This window comes from Lysobacter sp. GQ73, from assembly GCF_059758755.1.
In genome coordinates this window covers 19,840-40,417 of record NZ_JCAXEE010000001.1, presented here as the reverse complement: position 1 = coordinate 40,417, position 20,578 = coordinate 19,840, and the positions used below count along the sequence as shown (strand labels likewise).

Here is a 20,578-nt window from a genome sequence, read left to right as displayed (position 1 = left end):
TCCGCATCACCCGCCGGCCTGTGCGCCGTCGCCGAGAAAAAACCCGGCGGCGGCGGCGAAGACCCCGACCGGGTCTTCCAATTGCGGAAAATGGCCGACATCGTCGAGCACGAACACATCCGCGCGCGGGACGAGTTGCCGATAACGTTCGGCCATATGCAGCCCGCTGACCGGGTCGAGCGCGCCGCAGATCAGGCGCAAAGGGATATCGGCCGTTTGCAGCGCGCCCACCCAGCGGGCGCGTTCGCGCCGGCGTTCGCCCATGTACCCGAGCAGCGAAGGCACCGCATGCAGGCCTGCTTCGTGCTGCAACAACGCCCAGTATTCGTCGATCGCCGTCTCGCTGAGCGGCCGCATCGGTGAGAACAAGGCTTGGAGACTGCGGCCGAAGCCGCGACGGTTCATCAGCCCGACCAGCCCGGGTCCCAGGGGCGAAGCGAGCAATCGCTGGATCGGCCGCGCACGATGGGTTTCCGGGAACAGCCCGCCGTTGAGCAGGCACAGCCGCAGGATGCTCAGCGCGGCGTGCTCGGGCTCCCGGCTGCTGCGGGCGAGCAGTTCCTGCGCGACCGTGTCGCCATAATCGTGGGCGAGCACGAACGCGGCGCTCCAGCCGTAATGATGCGCGACCGCCTCGGCCAGATCCGCCTGCTCTTTTACCCGGTAGCGATGGCCGCGAGGCTTGGCGGAAAAGCCCAGGCCCAGCAGGTCGAAGGCAAGCACTTCGAAGCGCGAAGTCAGCATCGGCCACATCGGCGCCCAGTCCACGCTGCTGGTCGGGAAGCCGTGAATCAGCAACAGCCGCGGCCCCGCTCCGGCGCGTCGGCAGTAGATGCGCCGTCCGCCGACGGCGATGAATTCGCCGGCGTCCCGCCAGGCGCACAGCGCGGGAAAGCGATCGATCGCGCTCATGGCCGACGGCCGATGAAACAGCGAGCCGCCGTCGACACGCGTTTCCGCCGCCGGCCCTCGACCCATCGCGTACGGAGCATCGGATCGCTCCGTGCCGGCTCCGGCTCTGCAGGTGGGCTACTTTGAAATGAAGACGGCGCTGAAACTGTTCGCATACCGGTCCCTCGATGCGCTTGTGTCCTGATTGCCGGATCCGATCTTACGTCGCGCCAGCCGGCTCGACGGCTCATCGGAATCTCCCGACGGCTCTGGCCAAACCACCGTACCCATATCGCCTGGTCGCCCCGCCTCCACAATGCCCTCCGCCCGCCCCCGCCTTGCCGCTGCTGTGCGATGCGCTGCCGATCGCACAGCAGGCTCGCAACCTTCGCCCTGGAGGCGTGCGTGGGCTTACTGGTTGGCGGCGACCAGCGGGGATGGTCGCATAACCGGCACGGCGTCCGGGCCGCCGGGCGGCTGCGCCGGCGGTTGCGCCCGAATGTTCTCGGCGCGGCATGTAGCTGAAGCGACGGCAGCGCGATGGCGGTCACGCAATCGGGTTGCTCCTCCAAGGGCCCGTTGACCGCTTGGTTTTCCAGAATGCAGGTGAGCCGCTCCCTGTAGGAGCGGCGTGAGCCGCGACCGCGAATTCCGGCGCGCGGCGCTAGCTGGAAACCCCGCAGTCGCGACTTACGTCGCTCCTACAAAGGCCTGACGGCTGCGCGGTTTCCGGGATGCAGGTGAGTCGCTCTTGGTAGGAGCGGCGTGAGCCGCGACCGCGAATTGCGGCGCGCGGCGCTAGCCGGAAACCCCGCAGTCGCGACTTACGTCGCTCCTACAAGGGCCAGGCGGCTGCGCGGCTTCCAGGGTGCAGGGGAGTCGCTCCCTGTAGGAGCGGCGTAAGCCGCGACCGCGAATTGCGGCGCGCGGCGCAAGCTGGGAACCGCGCAGTCGCGACTTACGTCGCTCCTACAAAGGCCTGACGGCTGCGCAGTTTCCGGAGCGCAGATGAATCGCTTTTTGTAGGAGCGGCGTAAGCCGCGACCGCGAATGCTGGCGTGCGGCGCGAGCTGGAAACCCCGCGGTCGCGACTTACGTCGCTCCTACAAGGGCCAGGCGGCTGCGCGGCTTCCAGGGTGCAGGGGAGTCGCTCCCTATAGGAGCGGCGTGAGCCGCGACCGCGAATTGCGGCGCGCGGCGCAAGCTGGGAACCGCGCAGTCGCGACTTACGTCGCTCCTACAAGGGCCAGGCGGCTGCGCGGCTTCCAGGGTGCAGGTGAATCGCTCCCTGTAGGAGCGGCGTAAGCCGCGACCGCGAATGCTGGCGTGCGGCGCGGGCTGGAAACCCCGCGGTCGCGACTTACGTCGCTCCTACAAGGGCCAGGCGGCTGCGCGGCTTCCAGGGTGCAGGGGAGTCGCTCCCTGTAGGAGCGGCGTAAGCCGCGACCGCGAATGCTGGCGTGCGGCGCGAGCTGGAAACCCCGCGGTCGCGACTTGCGTCGCTCCTACAGGGCCCCGGTCGCTGTGCTGGCGGTCAGCGGTTTTGCGACTCGGGGTGCCTGACCTGCCCTGCCCCGCGCACCACGAAGCGCTCGATGGTCAGCGACTCCACGCCCATCGGGCCATAGGCGTGCAAGCGCGTGGTCGAGATGCCGATCTCGGCGCCGAGGCCGAGCTGGCCGCCGTCGTTGAAGCGCGAGGAGGCGTTGACCATGACCGCCGAGCTGCGGGTGCGGCGCACGAAAGCCTCGGCAGTGACGGCGTCCTCGGTGGCGATGACCTCGGTGTGGTCGGAGCCGAAGCGGGCGATGTGCGCCAGCGCCTCGTCGAGGCCGTCGACGACTTTGGCGGCGATGATCAGGTCGAGGTATTCGGCGGCGTAATCGCCTTCGTCGGCCGCCTGCACCGTATTCGCCATGTCGGCGGGCGCCAGCGCGCGGATGCGCTCGCAGCCGCGCACCTGCACCTCGCGCGCGGCCAGCGCGGCCAGCGCGCGCGGGACGAAGGCGGCGGCGATGTCGCGATGCACCAGCACGGTCTCCAGCGCATTGCACACGCCCGGCCGCGAGGCCTTGCCGTCGATCAGCAAGCCGAGCGCGAGGTCGAGGTCGGCGGCGCGATCGACATAGAGGTGGCAGACGCCCTTGTAGTGCTTGATGACCGGCACCCGCGCGTGTTCGGCGACGAAACGGATCAGGCCTTCGCCGCCGCGCGGAATCGCCAGGTCGATCAGGTCCGACAACTGCAACAGTTCGAGCACATGCTCGCGCGCGGTGTCCTCGATCAGCGATACCGCCGCGGTCGGCAGGCCTTGCTCGCTCAGCGCCGCATGCAGGCAGGCGGCGATGGCGGCATTGCTGGCGCGCGCTTCCGAGCCGCCGCGCAGCAGCACCGCGTTGCCGGCCTTCAGGCACAGCGCCGCGGCATCGGCGGTGACGTTCGGGCGCGCCTCGTAGATCATCGCGATCAAGCCCAGCGGCACGCGCTGGCGTTCGATCACCAAGCCGTTGGGCCGGGTCTCGCGGCGGGTCACTTCGCCGAGCGGGTCGGCCTGCGCCGCCACTTCGCGCAGCGCCGCGGCGATTGCGCCGAGCCGCGACGGGTCGAGCCGCAGGCGATCGAGCATCGCCGCGCTCAAGCCGGCCGCTTCGCCGCGGCCGAGGTCTTCGGCGTTCGCGGCGAGGATGCGTTCGCTGGAAGCGTCGAGCTGCGCCGCCATCGCTTCGATCAGGCGGCGGCGCGCGTCGCCGTCGAGCGCGGCGAGGACGGCGGAGGCGTCGCGCGCCTGTTGGGCCAGGGCCCGGACATAACCGCTCATGGCAACACTTCCTTCGGCAATTCGGCGGCCGGACCTTGGCCGGCCTCGGCATCACGGGGCGACTCGCTGGCGCGGTCGAGCAGCACCAGGTCGTCGCGGTGCACCACCGATTCGCCGTAGCGGAAACCGATCAGCGCTTCGATGGCGCGGCTGTGGCGGCCGGCGATGCGACGCACCTCGCCGGCGTTGTACTGAACCAGGCCGCGGCCGAGCACGCCCGCGGCATCGCCGACGCCGCGCAGCTCGACCACGTCGCCGCGGCGGAACTCGCCTTCGGCCGCGACCACCCCGCCCGGCAGCAACGAGGCGCCGCGGTCGTGCAGCGCAGTCGCCGCGCCGGCGTCGATGCGCAGGCAGCCGCTGGCCGGCGCATGCCGCAGCCATTGCTTGCGCGCGCGCAAACGATCGCTGCGCGCCGCCACCAGGGTGCCGTGCAAACGGCCCTCGCCGAGCGCGGCGACGACTTCGGCATCGCGGCCGCAGAACAGCGCGGTGGCGATGCCGGCGGTGGCGGCCTTGGCCGCGGCTTCGAGCTTGGTGCGCATACCGCCGGTGCCGAGCGCGCCGGCGCCGCCGCTGGCGGCGTCGAGCAATTCCGGGGTGACCACGGCGACCTGCGCGATCGGCCGCGCCGACGGGTCGCGTTGCGGATGGCCGCTGTATAGCCCGCCGATGTCGGTCGCGATCAGCAGCAGGTCGGCATCGACCAGGGAGGCCACCGCCGCGGCAAGATTGTCGTTGTCGCCGAGCTTGAGTTCGTCGACCGCGACGGTGTCGTTCTCGTTGATCACCGGCAGCGCGCCGAGCCTCAACAGCTCGCGCAAGGAGGCGCGTGCGTTGAGATAGCGGCGGCGGTTGCGCAGGTCGTCGTGGGTCAGCAGCACCTGCGCGACCGGCACCGGCGACAACCCCTGCCAGAACGCGATCAGCGAGGCCTGGCCCAGGGAGGCCAGCGCCTGCCGCAGCACCAGGCCGTTGCCGCCGGCCTCGATGCGGCTGCGCCCGGCCGCGACCGCGCCGGACGAGACCAACACCACTTCGCGCTGTTGCGCGCGCGCCTCGGCGATGAATCGCGCCAGCCCGGTGGCATAGCGCGGGTCGAGCCCGCCGCCGGCTTGGTCGGCGAACCCGGCCAGCAGACTGCTGCCGACCTTGAGCACAGCGCGACGCCAGTTCGGCAAAGGCTGGGCGATGAAATCCTTTGCCGCGACGCTCATGTCAGTGCCTGCAAGCGTCTGCGCAGCACGTCCAGGCGCAGGTCGGCGGACGCGCCGGGCGACACGCGTGCGGCCAGGCTGGCCTCGGGGTCGCCTTCGGCCCAGCGCGCCGGATCGGCGGCCTGCTTGTAGGCGTCGCGGAACGGCAGCCCCTGGCGGGCGAGATCGACCGCGAGGTCGGTCGCGTACATCGACGGGTCGAGCGCGGCGCGCAGGTTGTCGGGCTTCCACTCCAGGTTGCGCAGCAGGTCCGGCAGCAGTTCGAGCGCACCGAGGCCGCGGCCGAAGGCGTGGAAGATCGCGCCCTTGGAGAACTGCAGGTCGCGGTGGTAGCCGGACGGCAAGGACAACAGGTGCTCGATCTCCGAACGCGCCGCGGCGACGCTGGCGTAGCTCGCGCGCATCAGCTCGATCACGTCCGGGTTGCGCTTGTTCGGCATGATCGAGCTGCCGGTGGTGTATTCGGCCGGCAGCGCGACGAAGGCGAATTCGGCGGTGGTGAACAGGCTCAGGTCCCAGGCCAGGCGGCGCAGGTCGAGCACCGCGGTCGACAAGGCGTCGATCGCGCCGAGCTCGAACTTGCCGCGCGACAGCTGGGCGTAGGCGGCCGACACCTGCAGGCGGCCGAAGCCGAGCGCCTGGGTGGTGTGGTCGCGCGCCAGCGGCAGGTTGACGCCGTAACCGGCGGCGCTGCCGAGCGGGTTGGCGTCGACCCAGTCCAGGGTCTGCTGCGCGCGCACGGCGTTGTCGATGAAGCCCTCGGCCCAGGCGCCCCACCACATGCCGGCCGACGACACCACCGCGCGTTGCAGATGGGTGTAGCCCGGCAGCGGCAGCTGCGCTTCGGCCTCGGCGCGGGCCAGCGCGACCTCGGCGGTTTCGCGGCACAGCGCGTACAGGCGCAACAGCCGGTCCTTGAGCCAGAGCCGTGTCGCGACCAGGATCTGGTCGTTGCGGCTGCGTCCGGTGTGGATCTTGCGGCCGGCGTCGCCGAGCCGCTCGATCAAGCGGCCTTCGATCGCCGAATGGCCGTCCTCGAAACGCTCGTCGAGGACGAAGCGGCCGGCGCGGAAGTCCTCGGCCAGCACCTCGAGCTCGCGGTTCAGGCCGGCCAGTTCGTCGGCGCTGAGAATGCCGATCTGCTGCAGCCCTTGCGCGTGCGCGGCGCTGGCCTGGATGTCGAACAGGAAGAACTCGCGGTCCAGGATCACGTCCTCGCCGGCGAGGAAGTTCTGAATGCGTGCGTCGACCTTGACGCCGGGTTTTTGCCAAAGCAGATCGGACATGGGGCGGCTCGCGGGGGGCTGGAGGGGGTTGGGGGGTGGAGCGAGGAGTGAGGAGTGAGGAACTAGGAACTGAGAACTGGACGCAACGCTTTTACTCGTTCCTCGTTCCTCGCTTCTCACTCGTTCCTCGCTACAAATTCCTAGCTACAAGTTCCTCGCTTCAAGCCACGCCGGCACCTCGCCCGGCGCCAGCTCGCTGCGTTCGCCGCTCGCGCGGCGCTTGAGTTCGACGATACCGCGATCGAGTCCGCGCCGGCCCACCACGACCTGCCAGGGCAGGCCGAGCAGGTCCATGCGCGCGAACTTGACCCCGGCGCGTTCCGGGGTGTCGTCGTGCAATACGTCGATGCCGCGCGCTTCGAGCTGCGCCTGCAGGTCGACGCAGGCGGCCTCGACCTGGGCATCGGCGGGGTCGAGATTGACCAGGCCGACCCGGAACGGCGCGACCGCATCGGGCCAGACGATGCCCTTGTCGTCGTGGCCGGCCTCGATGATGGCGCCGAACAGGCGCGACACGCCGATGCCGTAGGAACCGCCGTGGATCGGGCGCTCGTCGCCTTCGGGCGTGGTCACCAGCGCCTTCATCGGCGCCGAGTACTTGGTGCCGAAATAGAACACCTGCCCGACCTCGATGCCGCGCGTGTGCACGCGTCGTTCGGCCGGCACTTCGCGCTCGAAGCGCTCGATGTCGTGCACGTCCTCGGTCGCGGCGTAGCGCGCGGTCCAGGCCTGCACGATCGGTTCCAGGTCGCCTTCGTAGTCGGTGTCGTCGCCGGGGATCGGCAGATCCAGCACGGCGCGGTCGCAGTACACCGCCGACTCGCCGGTCTGGGCCAGCACCAGGAACTCGTGCGACAGATCGCCGCCGATCGGGCCGGTTTCGGCGCGCATCGGGATCGCGCGGATGCCCATGCGGGCGAAAATGCGCAGGTAGGCGACGAACATGCGCCGGTAGGAACGGCGCGCCGCGGCCTCGTCCAGGTCGAAGGAATACGCATCCTTCATCAGGAACTCGCGCCCGCGCATCACCCCGAACCGCGGCCGTTGCTCGTCGCGGAACTTCCACTGCACGTGGTACAGGTTCATCGGCAGGGCGCGGTACGACCGCACGTTGGCGCGGAAGATCGCGGTGATCATGTCCTCGTTGGTCGGCCCGTACAGCAGCTCGCGCTCGTGCCGGTCCTTGATCCGCAGCATTTCCGGGCCGTACGCGTCGTAGCGCCCGCTCTCGCGCCACAGATCGGCCAGTTGCAGGGTCGGCATCAGCAACTCGAGCGCGCCGGCGCGGTTCATCTCGTCGCGAACGATGGTCTCGATCTTGCGTAACACCCGCAGGCCGGCCGGCAGCCAGGAATAGATGCCCGCGGCTTCCTGGCGGATCAGCCCCGCCCGCAGCATCAGCCGATGCGAAGCGATCTGCGCATCGGCGGGGTTTTCCTTCAGTGTCGGCAACAGGTAACGCGAGAGACGCATGACGACTTGCTCCTGGGGTTTCGACGCGACTGACGACCATCAACCCTTACCGCTCCCCTTCCCCCATCGGCAAAAGGAGGAGGAACCGCGTAACGGGTGCGTCATGGCCGCGGTCGCGACTCCACCTCGATGCCGGTCAACTCGTCGAAGCCGAACGCCAGGTTGAGGTTCTGCAGGGCCTGCGTCGCCGCGCCCTTGAGCAGGTTGTCCAGGGTCGATACCACCACCACCCGGCGGCCGTCCTCGGACATGCTGAAGCCGCCGATGTCGACGTGATGCTTGCCGGCGATGGCGCTGACCCAGGGCGCCTCTTCCTGCACCCGCACCATCGGCTCGCCGTCGTAATGGCGGTGATAGTGCTCGACCAGCTCTTCGCGGTCGAAGCGGCGCGACAGATGCAGGTTCGAGGTGATGGTCAGGCCGCGGAAATGCGCGGCCACGTGCGGCATGAACTCGACCGGATGGCCCAGGTGGCGGGTGACTTCGCGCTCGTGCATATGCCCGGTCAACGCGTACGGCATCAGGTTGTCGCGCAGCTTGTCGGGGTCGTTCTTGTCCGAGGGCGAGGTGCCGGCGCCGGAATAACCGGACACGCCGAAGCACTGCACCGGGCCTTCCAGCACGTTGAGCAGCGGCGCGATCGCCAGTTGCATGGCGCTGGCGTAGCAGCCCGGATTGCTGATCCGGCGCTGGCCGTGGTACTGGGCGCGGGTCAACTCCGGCAAGCCGTAGTACCAGTGGTCGTCGAAACGGTAGTCGGCCGACAGGTCGATCAGCACCGGATCGGCGCCGGCCGCATCGAACGCGGCCACGCACTGCGCCGCCTTGCCGTTCGGCAGGGCCAGCACGATCGCGTCGGCGCCGAGGCCCGGCAGCGCTTCGTGGCTCGGCGAGCTGTAGCGCAGGTCGCCGCCTTTCGCGGCGTATTCGGGGATGTGCTCGGCGACCGGCTGCCCGACCAGTTCGCGCGAGGACACGAAGGCCAGTTCGAATTGCGGATGCGCGGCGATCAGCCGGATCAGCTCGGCGCCGACATGGCCGCGCGCGCCGACGATGCCTAGGGTCTTAGCCATGGGTCTTGCCTCCGGAAGCATGCTGTTCGAGCTTGTACTGCAGGTTGCGTTTCACCGCCGGCCATTCGCTGTCGATGATCGAGAAGGCGACGGTGTCGCGGCGGCTGCCGTCGGCGTGGCGGCGGTGGTTGCGCAGCACGCCGTCCTGCTTGGCGCCGAGGCGCGCGATGGCGGTGCGCGAGGCCAGGTTGAACCAGCTGGTCTCGAACCCGACCGCGATGCAATCCAGCGACTCGAAGGCATGGCCCAGCAACAGCAGCTTGGCCTCGGTGTTGAGGCCGGTGCGCTGCACCCGCGGCGCGTAGAAGGTGTAGCCGATCTGCAGCCGCGGCACGCTCGCGTCCATGTCGTAGTAGCGGGTGCTGCCGACCACCTCGCCGGCCGCGTCGAGCACCGCATAGGCCCAGGCCGCGCCACGCCCCTGCATCGCCAGCGCCGCGTCGACATAGGCTTCGACGCCTTCCGGCGCCGGCACGTTGGTGTACCAGGCGCGCGCCAGCTCGCCGTCGGCCAGAGCCACGCGCAGGCCGTCGGCATGCGCATAGCTCAGCGGTTCGAGCGCGACGTGGCGGCCGCTCAAGCGGATCGGCCGATGCCAGGCGGCGGTGCCGTCTTCGTTCATGGGCTCAGTCCTGCAGGGTCGGGTCGCGCCGGGACGAAAACGCCACGCATTCGGCGATCTCGTCGAAGCCGTTCATGCCGTACCAGAACACCTTCCACTTCTCCTGCTTGTAGCAGCCGTCGGACTCGGCGTAATAGAAGGGATTGACTGGATTGCCGTGGCGCGAGCGCCAGAACAGGCTCGGGTTCTGCTCGCGCATGACCTGCCAGACCGCGCGGCCGAGGCCTTCGCCCTGGGCGTCGTCGAGCACCGCGAACTTGTCCAGGTAGGTATGCCCGCCGCCCTCGATCAGAATCACCGCGGCGCGATAGTTCTCGCTGACGTAGGCGCGCTTGAGTGTGGTCGTGTCGAAATAGTCGCCGACCAGTTTGCGCCCGAACGCCGACTCGATCAGGCTGCGCAGCCGCACCAGATCGAGCTGGTCCCAACGCTCGGCCTGCAGCACGCGTTCGCCGCGCCGCACCAGGGTGCCCGAGCCCTTGTGGGTGAACAATTCCTTGGCGAGCTCGGCCGGCTTGGTGATCGACACCGACGAGGTCAGCGGCAGCTTGTCGAGCAAGTCCTTGATCTGTTCGATCTTGACCCGCATGCCGCCGTTGATCCAGGGCTGCTCGATCAGGTGTTCGTACTCGGTCGACAGATTGATCGAATCGATGACCCGGCCTTCGTCGTCGAGCAGGCCGCCGGTGCCGGTCAGGAACACGATCTTGTACGGCTGCAGCACCTGCACCAGTTCGTTGGCGGCGAAATCGGCGTTGACGTTGAGGATCTGGCCGCCGGCGGTCTCGCCGAGGCTGGCGATCACCGGGATCGAGCCGGCCTGCAGGCTGGCCTCGATCGGCGCCAGGTTGATCGCACGCACCTCGCCGACCAGGCCATAGGTGTCGCGGTCGAGGTAATCGGCCTCGAACACGCCGGAGATGATCGAGGTCGCGCGCGCGTCGCCGGTCTGCAGTGCCTCGACCAGCTTGAGGTTCTGCGCCTGGAACACCCGGCGCACGATCGCCAGCGCTTCCGGCGAGGTCACCCGCAGGCCGTTGACCGTGCGCTTCTCGATCCCGGCCGCGGCGAGCTCGGTGTCGAGCTGGGGGCCGGCGCCGTGGATCACGATCGGGGTCAGGCCCACGTCCTGCAGGAACGCCAGCGACGAGGTCAACGCGGTCAGGTCGTCGCGCAACACCGCGCCGCCGACCTTGACCACGGCGAAGCGCTTGGCGTCGAGCTGGGAGAAACGTTTGAGGTACTGCGAGATTTCCTTCGCGCTGGCCATGCTCGAAAGCAGGCGCACGATGGTCTGGCGCGTTTGCAGGTGGGCGTCCATCGAAATGCTCATTGCGCGTTGTTGTCCATGATGCGGGCGACGCTGTCGGCGTAACGTTGCAGCTGTTCCAGGGCGACCCACTCGTCGGCGGTGTGGGCCTGGGCGATGTCGCCGGGGCCGTAGACCATCGCGGTCAGGCCGCCGGCCGAGAACAGCGAGGCCTCGGTCCAGAAATCCACCGCGTTGCCGATCGGCAGCTCGAGCGCGTCGGCGAGATCGCGCGCGTCCAGGCGGCGCTGCTCGGCGGTGGCGACATCGCCGGCGGGCAGCGAGGGGCCGCGGAAAGTTTCTTCGTAGCTTTCGATGGCGCTGGCGTCGGCCATGCCGCGGAAGCCTTCGTGCAGCCCGTCGATGGACTGCGAGGGCAGCGGCCGGAAGCCGAAGCGCAGCTCCGCGCTCGGCGCGATCATATTGGCCTTGATCCCGCCTTCGACCCGGCCGATGTTGAAGCGCAGGCCGGTCAGGCCGCCGAAGCGCTGGTGCGATTGGGATTCGACGAAATCCAGCGCCTTGCCGCCCCAGCGGATCGCCTGGTGCAACGCGCTGGTCTGCATCGCGTTGGCGCCCGAGGCGTGGCCGGCGACACCGCGGAACTTCAGCAGCACCGAGCTGATGCCGCGGTGCGCGAGCACCGCCTCGCACATCGTCGGCTCGGCGATGATGGCTTCGTCGAAACCGTGATCGGTAGCGAGGAAGCCGGCGATGCAGCGCGGATCGTTGGCCTCTTCGTCGGTGCTGAACAAGAACGCGGCGTCGCCCTCGGTGACCGCGGCGGCGGCGAGCAGCCCGGCGGCCGCGCCCTTGATATCGCAGGCGCCCAGGCCGATCGCGCGGTCTTCGGTGACCCGCAGGACGTGCGGATCGGCGCTCCAGGCCTGCGACGACGGCACCGTGTCGAGATGGACGTTGAACAAACGCCGCGGCTGCCCGCGCACGGCGAGCATCGACACCGCCCCGGCGCCGTGATCGACGACTTCGACGCGGAAGCCGTCGAGCTGGCTGCGCAGATAGTCGAAGATGCCGCCGGTGCCGATCTCGCGCGGCGGATTGCGGGTGTCGTAGGAGACCAGGGCTTGGAGGTGCTTCAGGACTTCGGGGAGCATGGTGGGATCCGAGTCTTGCGCGTGAATGGCGGGAGAGGAGTCAGGAGTGAAAAATGAGGAGAGGCTAAGTTCGCTTTCGCTCACTTCTCACTCCTCTCCGCGCACTCCTGCCCAGGGCATCAGCCCTTGCGATTGATCTCCGCCCACAGCGTGCTGCTCATGCCGAACAGCTTGATGAAGCCTTCGGCCTCGGCCACGCCCCAGTCGGCGGCCTGGGCGTAGGTCGCGCCCTTGGCGTTGAGGATGTGCGGCGAGTCGATCGCGACCGCGTTGACCACGCCGCCCGAGGTCTCCAGCACCACTTCGCCGTTGACGGTGCTCTGCGAGCTGGCCAGGAAGGCTTCGAGGTCGGTCTTGAGCGGGTCGTGGAAGAAGCCTTCGTAGACCAGCTCGACCCACTTGCGCGCGACGTCCGGCTTGAACCGGTTCTGCTGCTTGCTCAGCACCGCCTCTTCCAGCGCGCGGTGCGCGGTCAGCAGCGCGATCAGGCCCGGCGCTTCGAAGATGATCCGGCCCTTGAGACCGATGGTGGTATCGCCGGTGTACAGACCGCGGCCAACGCCGTACTGCGCGAACAAACCGTTGAGCTTGGCCAGCAGCTTGTGGCCTTCGATCTTCTCGCCGTCCAGGGCCACCGCTTCGCCGTTCTCGAACGTCAAACTGACCTTCAACGACTGCGCCGGCCATTCCGCACGCGGCTTGCACCAGCCCACCGCGCCCTCGCCCGGCGCCTGCCAGCGATCGATCTCGCCGCCGGACATGGTCAGGCCGAGCAGGTTCTCGTTGATCGTGTAGGCCTTCTGCTTGGCGCGCACGCCGAAGCCGCGCTCTTCCAGGTATTTCTGCTCGTAGGCGCGCACTTCGGTGTGTTCTTTCTGGATTTCGCGGATCGGCGCGACGATCTCGTAGTCGCCGAGCGCCTTCACCGCCAGGTCGAAGCGGACCTGGTCGTTGCCCATGCCGGTGCAACCGTGGGCGATGACCTTGCAGCCCAGCTCGGCGGCGCGCGCGAGCGCGGCCTCGACGATCAGGTAACGGTCCGACACCAGCAGCGGGTACTGGCCCTGGTAGCCCTCGCCGGCCCAGACGAAGGGCTTGACGAAGCCCGACCAGATCGCCGGGCCGCCGTCGACGGTGACGTGGCTGGCGACGCCGAGCTCGGCCGCGCGCTCCTCGATGAAGGCGCGCTCTTCGGCATCGACGCCGCCGGTGTCGGCGAACACGGTGTGCACGGCCCAGCCTCGCTCCTGCAGATAGGGCACGCAGAAGCTGGTGTCGAGGCCGCCGGAGAAGGCGAGGACGATGTCTTTGGCCTCGGGCCTCGGGACTCGGGACTCGGGACTCGGGGAAGCGGATTGCTGCGACATGGGAAACTCCGGAAGTTAGAAACGAAAGAGATGAGGCGGACGCGCTTACGAGTCCCGAGTCCCGAGTCCCGAGTCCCGCACCAGGGCGGCCATGATCGCCTTCTGCACGTGCAGCCGGTTCTCGGCTTCGTCGATGGCGATGCACTGCGGCGAGTCCATTACCGCGTCGGTGGCCTTGACGTTGCGGCGCAGCGGCAGACAGTGGCTGAACACGCCATTGTTGGTCAGCGCCATCTTGGCTTCGTCGACGATGAAGTGCCGGTACTGGTCGCGGATGGGTTTTTCCGGGCCCCAGTTGCCGAAGTACGGCAACGCGCCCCAGCTCTTGGCGTAGACCACGTCGGCGCCGCGGTAGGCGCTGTCGATGTCGTGGCTGACCTGCAGCGAGCCGCCGCTCTCGGCGACGTTCTGCTCGGCCCAGCCCATGTAGCGCTCGTCGAGCACGTACTCCGGGGTCGGGCACAGCAGGGTCACGTCCATGCCCAGGCGGGTGGCGATGGTCAGCGCCGAGTTGGCGACGGCGGTGTTGAGCGGCTTGGGGTGATAGGTCCAGGTCAGCACGTACTTCTTGCCGCGCAGGTCGCTGGTGCCGAAGTGCTCCTGCAGGGCCAGCGCGTGGGCGAGCTCCTGGCAGGGATGGGTGATGGTTTCCATGTTGATGACCGGCACCGGCGAGTACTTGGCGAAGCTCGCCAGCACCTTGTCCTGGCGGTCGTTGGCCCAGTCGACGAATTTCGGGAACGCGCGCACGCCGATCAGGTCGACGTAGCGGCCGAGCACCCTGGCCACTTCGGCGATGTGCTCTTCGGTGTCGCCGTCCATGACCGTGCCCAGGTCGAACTCGATCGGCCAGGCGTCCTTGCCGGGCTGCAGCACCACCGCATGCCCGCCCAACTGGAACGCGCCCAGCTCGAAGCTGGTGCGGGTGCGCATGGACGGGTTGAAGAACACCAGCGCGATCGATTTGCCCTTGAGCTGATCGCCGAGCTTGTTGCGCTTGAACGCGGCGGCCTGCGCGAGCAGCGCATCGAGGTCGCTGCGCGACCAGTCCTGGGTATTGAGGAAATGCTTCATTGGTCAGCTCGAGAATGGGGAATCGGGAATGGCGTATCGGTTAGAGCGGTTGCGCTGTGGCCGGCAGTCGCGAGAGGAGACGGATAAGGGCGTACTGCTTTGCCGATTCCCGATTCCCCATTCCCGATTCCCGAACCTGAAAAACAAAAAAGCCCAGCGCTAAGGCTGGGCTTTTCGTGTGTGTTGCTTGTTACACGAACGACGGCGAGCGCCGTCACCCAGCGGATTGGCAGGGCAACGGTCGACGCGCGCGCGAGGTCATGCCCGCCGCCATGTAGGCGGAGGTCAGGATGTCGGCGTCGGCGTAGTTCGGGTTCATGAGGCCGCGAATGCTCGCATGGGCCGGCCCGTGGCGCAAGCCGCCCGGCTCGTCCAGGCGGCCTTCCAGGCCGGCCGCGATCAGCGCGAGGTGCTGATCGGGGTGATGACCGGGGTCACCGCGACCCGGATCCGCAGCTTGTTGCCGGGGTCTTCGGGCAGGCGCGAGCGGAACCGGCTGCCCTTGTAGACGTAATCGACGTCGTAGGCGATCGGACGGCGGAACTCGCGCTCGACCGGCACCGGCTTGCAGTTCTCGCCGGTGCTGGGCTTGGGATTGCGCTCGCGGCCGAGCGCTTCGCGGACCGCGCCCACCACCCGCGACAGGCGCGAATCCTCGGGGGTGGTCGGCTCCGGCTCGCATTGCTGCTCGACCGTGGTGGCGCGCAGGGTCTGGTAGACCGGCGTCACCCGCAGCACCTGGGCGTAGTCGAAGCGCACGTTCTCGGCCTGGATCACCGTGTGCTGGGCCGCCGCCGGAATCGTCCACAGGCCAGCCACGGCGCTCGCGAGCACCAGGATCGAAGCCTGCAGGACGGTTCGGTTCATCGGACTCGCGAAGTGGGATTCGTAAACAAAGTGTAAGAGCAGTGTCCGCTCACGGCCTGAATCCCGCCTTTAGACCCCGAGCCTGCACGCTTTCGGCGCGATCGGGGCGACGCTGCACGGCCCCGAGGCCGGCCCGATTGCGCGCCGGACCGGCGCCGCCGCGCCCAGACCCGCCCCGAGCCGCTCCGCTCGTCCATCAGCCCGGACATCCGCGGCCGCACCGGAACGGCGAACTGCGACACCGCCCTCGCCGGCCCGGATCGACGCGGCGCGCACCGCGAGGGCGATCGGCCGTTAGAATGAACCGACCCCAAGCCGTATCTCCATGAGCCTGCATCTCTACAACAGCCTGTCGCGACAGGTCGAAGCCTTCGTCCCGCTGGATCCGGCACGCCCGACGATGTACGTCTGCGGCCCCACGGTCTACAACTTCGCGCATATCGGCAACGCCCGCGGCCCGGTCGTGTTCGGCGTGCTCGCCGACCTGCTGCGCCGTCGCTACGGCGTGCTGGCCTATGCGCGCAACATCACCGACGTCGACGACAAGATCAACGCCGCGGCCGCCGAACAGGGCGTGCCGATCTCGACCATCACCGACCGTTTCGCCGCCGCCTACCGCGAGGACATGTCCGGCCTCGGCGTGCGCCTGCCCGAGATCGAGCCGGCCGCGACCGCGCACATCGGCGAAATCGTGACGATGATCGAGCGCCTGATCGAAAACGGTCACGCCTACGCCGCCGAGGGCCACGTGCTGTTCGCGATCGAGACCTACGACGGCTACGGCAAGCTCTCGCGCCGCGACATCGACGACATGCGCGCCGGCGCCCGCATCGAGGTCGCGCCGTACAAGCGCGACGCCGGCGACTTCGTGCTGTGGAAGCCCTCGACCGGCGAGCTGCCGGGCTGGGACTCGCCCTGGGGCCGCGGCCGCCCGGGCTGGCATATCGAATGCTCGGCGATGGCCGCCGCGCATCTGGGCGAAACCATCGACATCCACGCCGGCGGCGTCGACCTGGTGTTTCCGCACCACGAGAACGAAATCGCCCAGAGCGAATGCGCCCACGGCGGCAAGACCTTCGCCCGCTTCTGGCTGCACAACGGCATGCTCAATTTCGACGGCGGCAAGATGGCCAAGTCGAAGGGCAACATCGAGACCGTGCGCGACCTGCTCGGCAAGCATCCGGCCGAGGCGCTGCGCTATGCCCTGCTGTCGGCACATTACCGCCAACCGCTGGAATGGTCGCCGGGCCTGATCGAACAGAGCGCGCGCACCCTGGACCGCCTGTACGGCACCTTGCGCGAGTTGGCCGAGGTCGACGCCGGCGAGGTGTCGGCCGGCACGATCCCGGCCAGCATCGAGGCCGCGCTCGAGGACGACCTCAACACCCCGCAGGCACTGGCCGAACTGGCGCGCATCGCCGGCGAAGCGCGCAAGGCCACCGACCCGGCCGAGCAGGCCCAGCTCAAGCGCGACCTGCTCGGCGCCGGCCTGGCCCTGGGCCTGTTGCAGCAAGACCCGGCGGCCTGGTTCGTCGGCGCGGTCGATGCCGGCGACGACGCCCGCATCCAGGACCTGGTCGACCAACGCAACGCCGCCAAGAAGGCGCGCGATTTCGCCCGCGCCGATGCGATCCGCGACCAGCTCGCCGGCGAAGGCATCCTGCTCGAGGACACGCCGGCCGGCGTGCGCTGGGTCAGGAAGCGCGCCACCCAGCCGGCCTGAGGGCCGGCCCGACGCTCCTGAGCAGGCGCCCCTGCGCTCGCTCACGCCCGGCCGGCGACGGCCGCGGCGCAGGCCCCGAATACCGCGCCAGGGACGGCCGCCTACCGTGATCGAATCGATGATAGTCAGCCCCTTCCCGCTCGAACCCACCGCCGCGCAGGCCCAGGCCGCGATCCGCGAGGAGTTCGCCTTCTTCGGCGACTGGTCCGAGCGTTACCAGTACCTGATCGACCTCGGCCGCAAGCTGCCCGACCTGCCGGACGAGTGGAAGACCGAGGAACATCGCCTGCTCGGCTGCCAGTCGATGGTCTGGATCGTGGTCGAAGGCGACGCCGACAAGCTGGTGTTCCATGCGATCAGCGACTCGGCCATCGTCTCCGGCCTGATCTACCTGGCCCTGCGCGTGTACTCGGGCCGCAGCGCGACCGAGATCGTCGCCACCCCGGCCGACTACATCGCCGACATCGGCCTGGCCAAGCACCTCTCGCCGACCCGCAGCAACGGCCTGGCGGCCCTGCTCGCCTTCGTCCGCGAGCAGGCGCAACGGCGCTTGTGAGCCACGGCGCCGACCGCCCCGACGCCGTCGGCACCGGCGCCGGCTCGCGCGAGGCTGTCGCCGGCGTTCCAGCGCCCCCTGCAACGATCGGCGCGGCGCAACTGCTGCGCAACCCGGGCTTCGTCGGCCTGCTGGTGTACCGCCTGCTGGGCATGCTGTCGTACCAGATCGTCGCGGTCACGGTCGGCTGGCACGTCTACGAGATCACCCACGACCCGCTCGCGCTCGGCCTGATCGGCCTGACCGAGGTCATCCCCTACTTCTGCTTCGCCCTGTTCGCCGGCTATGCGGTCGACCATTTGCCGCGGCGCAAGCTCGGCCTGTTCGCCTGCCTGGGGCTGATGCTGACCACCTTGATGCTCGCCGGCGTCGCCAGCGGCCATCTGCCGGCGGGCGCGTTCGGTTTCGGCACCCTGACCATCTATGCGGCGATCGCGATCAACGGCGTGGTCCGCGCCTTCCTGGCGCCGGTCTACATGTCGCTGTTCGCGCGCGTGCTCAAGCGCGAGCACTACGCGCGCGGCGCCGGGGTGAGCAGCGTGGTGATGCAGACCGGGCTGGTGCTCGGCCCGGCCATGGGCGGCGCGCTGGTGGCCTGGGGCGGCAAGACTTCGGCCTACCTGGTCGCGGCCGGCTTCGCCCTGGCCGCGGCGATCGCGATCATTTCCCTGCGCGTGAGCGAGCCGCCGGCGCCGGCCCAGCGAGCGCCGGTGTTCAAGAGCATCGGCGAAGGCCTGCGCTTCGTCTTCAACAACCAGGTGGTGCTCGGCGCGCAGGCGCTGGACATGTTCTCGGTGCTTTTCGGCGGCGCGGTCGCGCTGCTGCCGGCCTTCATCCACGACATCCTGCATTACGGCCCGGAGGCCCTGGGCGTGCTGCGCGCGGCGCCGGCCGCCGGCGCGGTGCTGATCGGATTGTGGCTGGCGAAACATCCGCCGCAGAAGAACGCCGGCCGCCTGCTGCTGTACGCGGTGGCGGGGTTCGGCCTGTGCATCATCGGCTTCGCCCTGTCGCGGCAGTTCTGGCTGTCGGCGGCGATGCTGATGCTGTCGGGCATGTGCGACGGCGTCTCGGTGGTGCTGCGCTCGACCATCCTGCAGTTGTCCACGCCCGACGAAATGCGCGGCCGGGTCTCCTCGATCAACGGCATCTTCATCGGCTCCTCGAACGAGCTCGGCGCGTTCGAGTCCGGCCTGGCGGCACGCCTGATGGGCCTGGTGCCGTCGGTGATCTTCGGCGGCTGCATGACCCTGGCGGTGGTCGGCGCGACCGCGAAACTGGCGCCGAAGCTGCGCCGGCTGGACCTGCGCGACCTGCAATGAGGCCGCGCTGCGGCCCGCTCAGCGACACACTCAGTCGCGGCGCAACCGGACCCGCTTGCGTTGCGCATCAGGCTGCCCGGCCGTGTCGGTGCGCGGCGCCGGTTTGCGCACCGCCGCCGCGACCGCGCCGACCAGGGCGATCAGGCCGTTCAAGGCCACCGTCGCGGCCACTATGAGCACATCGCCATAGCTGCCGGCCGCGCTGGGCTCGGCGTCGAGGCCGGCCAACTGCCACACGCCCAGCCCGATCAACAGCGAGCCGAGCACCAGGTTGAGCACGAACAAAGCCGCGCCGGCGACGCGGTCGAAGCCGTAGGACAGCCGCCACAGCGCCAGGTTGAGCCCGATGACCAACACCGGTGCAGCGATCAACAACAGATCGTCCATGAAATCGTCGTCGTCATGCGGTGGCCTACACGGTAACACCGCCGCCGGCGGCGGTCGCCCGGCCGCGCTCAGGGCGATCGACGAGCGCGCTGCGCCTCAAGCCGCGCTCCGAGAGCGGCGCGCAAGCGATGCGCCTCTCGCGGTACGGATTCAAGCGATGCGCCCCAGGCGGCGCTTGCCGAAAACGAAAAGCCCCGCATTCGCGGGGCCTTTCGTGATGCCGGACGGCGCGAGCGGAGAATCAGTCGCCCATCTGCTTCTGCAGGTGTTCCCAACGCTCCTGCGCGTCGATGGTGCGCTCGGCGGTCAGGCGCGCCTCCAGGCGCTCCAGGCCGATTTCTTCGCCGGTATCGACGCAGAAACCGTAGTCGCCGGAATCCACCCGCTTGAGCGTGCTGTCGATCTTGCTGATCAGCTTGCGGTAACGGTCGCGGGTGCGAAGCTCGAGCGAGTTTTCGGTCTCGCGGGTGGCGCGCTCGGCCTCGTCGCCGACGTCGCGCACTTCGTCCTTGAGGTTCTCGATGGTCTGCTTCGACTCTTCGACCAGATCGGTACGCCACTGCAACAGACGCTGGCGGAAGTACTCCAGCTGCAGCGGGCTCATGTATTCCTCGTCGGCGGCCGGCTTATAGCCTTCCGGAACGAGCGGGCGGCCGGTGGCCGGGTCGTTCTTATAGGGCACGACCTTGACCTTGGTTTTCGGTGCGGGGGTTTGTTGGCTCTTGGCGGTCACGGCCACGGCGACCTTGCCGGCCGGGCGCGCGGCCGGAGCGGCGGTTGTCGCGGGCTTGCCCGCGGGAGTCTTGCTGGATGCTGTCTGGGTCACTGTGTTCTTGCTTTGGTCGGAGATGCTGACGACCTGCGTCGGGGCGGCCTTGGAAGACGACGGCGACGCGGGCTGCTTGTCGGCAGGCTTGGCTGCGGGCTTCACAGCTTCGGGCTTTTTCACTTCAGTTTTTTTAAGCTCGGGCTTCTTCGCTCCGCTGTCCTTGCCTGCCGCGGATTTCTTGGCCGGTGCCGCGGGCACCGCCTTCTTCGCCGGAACCGCCGGCTTGGCCGCCGGCTTGTTCGCGACCGGCGCCTTGGCGGGCGCCGTCTTCTTCGCGGGCGCGGCCTTCTTGACCGCCGGTTTGCTCGGCGCGGCTTTCTTGGCTGCCGCCGTCTTGGTCGCCGCGGGCTTGCTCGCAGGCTTCTTGGCCGCGGGCGTCTTGGCCGCGGGCTTCTTGGCGACCGCCTTCTTCGGCGCAGGCTTGGCCACGGTCTTGGCCACCTTCTTGACGGCCGGCTTGACGGTCTTCTTGGCGGCCTTGGCGGCCTTCTTCGCAGGTTTTTTCACTGCCACGAGCGGCTTGTCCTTCTATTCCCTGAGGGCGCCCCTGGACGCGGTCCAGGAGCTTCGCGGGCCAAGCATGACCCACCCGGTCATCAAATGCACATGCGTTCGACGACCGCAAGTGAAATCCGGCATTACGCCGGTT

The 20,578-nt window shown here is 68.8% G+C and carries 17 protein-coding genes; 3 read left to right on the top strand and 14 right to left on the bottom strand.

Going from position 1 to position 20,578, the window contains the following annotated elements:
- Window positions 1-6: 6 nt before the first annotated feature.
- From AC6CH2_RS00175 to AC6CH2_RS00120, 12 genes are all read right to left on the bottom strand, one after another.
- Entirely contained in the window at window positions 7-912 is a 906-nt protein-coding gene (locus tag AC6CH2_RS00175; protein WP_498267414.1) for an alpha/beta fold hydrolase, read from the bottom strand.
- 1,513 nt (window positions 913-2,425) lie between these two features.
- Window positions 2,426-3,709 (bottom strand): glutamate-5-semialdehyde dehydrogenase, encoded by a 1,284-nt coding sequence (locus AC6CH2_RS00170; protein WP_498267413.1) that lies wholly within the window; start codon window positions 3,707-3,709, stop codon window positions 2,426-2,428.
- Window positions 3,706-4,926, bottom strand: a complete 1,221-nt coding sequence (proB, locus tag AC6CH2_RS00165; protein WP_498267412.1) for a glutamate 5-kinase — start codon at window positions 4,924-4,926, stop codon at window positions 3,706-3,708. Before proB ends, AC6CH2_RS00170 begins: the two co-directional genes overlap by 4 nt.
- The gene (gene argH, locus AC6CH2_RS00160; protein WP_498267411.1) at window positions 4,923-6,212 is read right to left on the bottom strand and encodes an argininosuccinate lyase; all 1,290 of its coding nucleotides are present in this window, start codon (window positions 6,210-6,212) and stop codon (window positions 4,923-4,925) included. The genes proB and argH overlap by 4 nt, the downstream gene beginning before the upstream one ends.
- Before the next feature lie 144 nt (window positions 6,213-6,356).
- Window positions 6,357-7,685, bottom strand: a complete 1,329-nt coding sequence (gene proS / locus AC6CH2_RS00155; RefSeq protein WP_498267410.1) for a proline--tRNA ligase — start codon at window positions 7,683-7,685, stop codon at window positions 6,357-6,359.
- 101 nt (window positions 7,686-7,786) lie between these two features.
- Window positions 7,787-8,758, bottom strand: coding sequence for an N-acetyl-gamma-glutamyl-phosphate reductase (gene argC / locus AC6CH2_RS00150; protein ID WP_498267409.1), 972 nt, complete (start codon window positions 8,756-8,758; stop codon window positions 7,787-7,789).
- Window positions 8,751-9,380 (bottom strand): GNAT family N-acetyltransferase, encoded by a 630-nt coding sequence (locus AC6CH2_RS00145; RefSeq protein ID WP_498267408.1) that lies wholly within the window; start codon window positions 9,378-9,380, stop codon window positions 8,751-8,753. The genes argC and AC6CH2_RS00145 overlap by 8 nt, the downstream gene beginning before the upstream one ends.
- 4 nt (window positions 9,381-9,384) lie before the next feature.
- Window positions 9,385-10,713, bottom strand: a complete 1,329-nt coding sequence (locus AC6CH2_RS00140; RefSeq protein ID WP_498267407.1) for an acetylglutamate kinase — start codon at window positions 10,711-10,713, stop codon at window positions 9,385-9,387.
- On the bottom strand, window positions 10,710-11,804 hold the full coding sequence (locus AC6CH2_RS00135) for an acetylornithine deacetylase (RefSeq protein ID WP_498267406.1): 1,095 nt from the start codon (window positions 11,802-11,804) through the stop codon (window positions 10,710-10,712). Before AC6CH2_RS00135 ends, AC6CH2_RS00140 begins: the two co-directional genes overlap by 4 nt.
- A gap of 119 nt (window positions 11,805-11,923) precedes the next feature.
- Window positions 11,924-13,171: an argininosuccinate synthase gene (locus AC6CH2_RS00130; protein ID WP_498267405.1), complete on the bottom strand. Its 1,248-nt coding sequence runs from the start codon at window positions 13,169-13,171 to the stop codon at window positions 11,924-11,926.
- A 45-nt stretch (window positions 13,172-13,216) separates the two neighbouring features.
- Window positions 13,217-14,245 (bottom strand): N-acetylornithine carbamoyltransferase, encoded by a 1,029-nt coding sequence (locus AC6CH2_RS00125; RefSeq protein ID WP_498267404.1) that lies wholly within the window; start codon window positions 14,243-14,245, stop codon window positions 13,217-13,219.
- Between the two features lie 399 nt (window positions 14,246-14,644).
- Complete coding sequence (locus AC6CH2_RS00120) at window positions 14,645-15,112, bottom strand: hypothetical protein (RefSeq protein WP_498267403.1); 468 nt, start codon at window positions 15,110-15,112, stop codon at window positions 14,645-14,647.
- Between the two features lie 319 nt (window positions 15,113-15,431).
- Here AC6CH2_RS00120 and cysS point away from each other — a divergent pair, with 319 nt between their 5' ends.
- The 3 genes from cysS to AC6CH2_RS00105 all read left to right on the top strand — a co-directional run bounded on the left by cysS (window position 15,432) and on the right by AC6CH2_RS00105 (window position 18,713).
- Window positions 15,432-16,835, top strand: a complete 1,404-nt coding sequence (gene cysS / locus AC6CH2_RS00115) for a cysteine--tRNA ligase (protein ID WP_435396617.1) — start codon at window positions 15,432-15,434, stop codon at window positions 16,833-16,835.
- 118 nt (window positions 16,836-16,953) lie between these two features.
- Window positions 16,954-17,391 carry a SufE family protein gene (locus AC6CH2_RS00110; RefSeq protein ID WP_498267402.1) on the top strand — a complete coding sequence of 146 codons (438 nt, stop codon included), beginning with the start codon at window positions 16,954-16,956 and terminating at the stop codon, window positions 17,389-17,391.
- Window positions 17,392-17,477: 86 nt separating this feature from the next.
- Window positions 17,478-18,713 (top strand): MFS transporter, encoded by a 1,236-nt coding sequence (locus AC6CH2_RS00105; protein WP_498268171.1) that lies wholly within the window; start codon window positions 17,478-17,480, stop codon window positions 18,711-18,713.
- Between the two features lie 30 nt (window positions 18,714-18,743).
- Here the strand turns inward: AC6CH2_RS00105 and AC6CH2_RS00100 are convergent, their stop codons facing one another.
- Both AC6CH2_RS00100 and dksA read right to left on the bottom strand, forming a co-directional pair.
- Window positions 18,744-19,100: a hypothetical protein gene (locus AC6CH2_RS00100; protein ID WP_498267401.1), complete on the bottom strand. Its 357-nt coding sequence runs from the start codon at window positions 19,098-19,100 to the stop codon at window positions 18,744-18,746.
- 241 nt (window positions 19,101-19,341) lie between these two features.
- The gene (gene dksA, locus AC6CH2_RS00095; protein ID WP_498267400.1) at window positions 19,342-20,442 is read right to left on the bottom strand and encodes an RNA polymerase-binding protein DksA; all 1,101 of its coding nucleotides are present in this window, start codon (window positions 20,440-20,442) and stop codon (window positions 19,342-19,344) included.
- Window positions 20,443-20,578 lie beyond the last annotated feature (136 nt).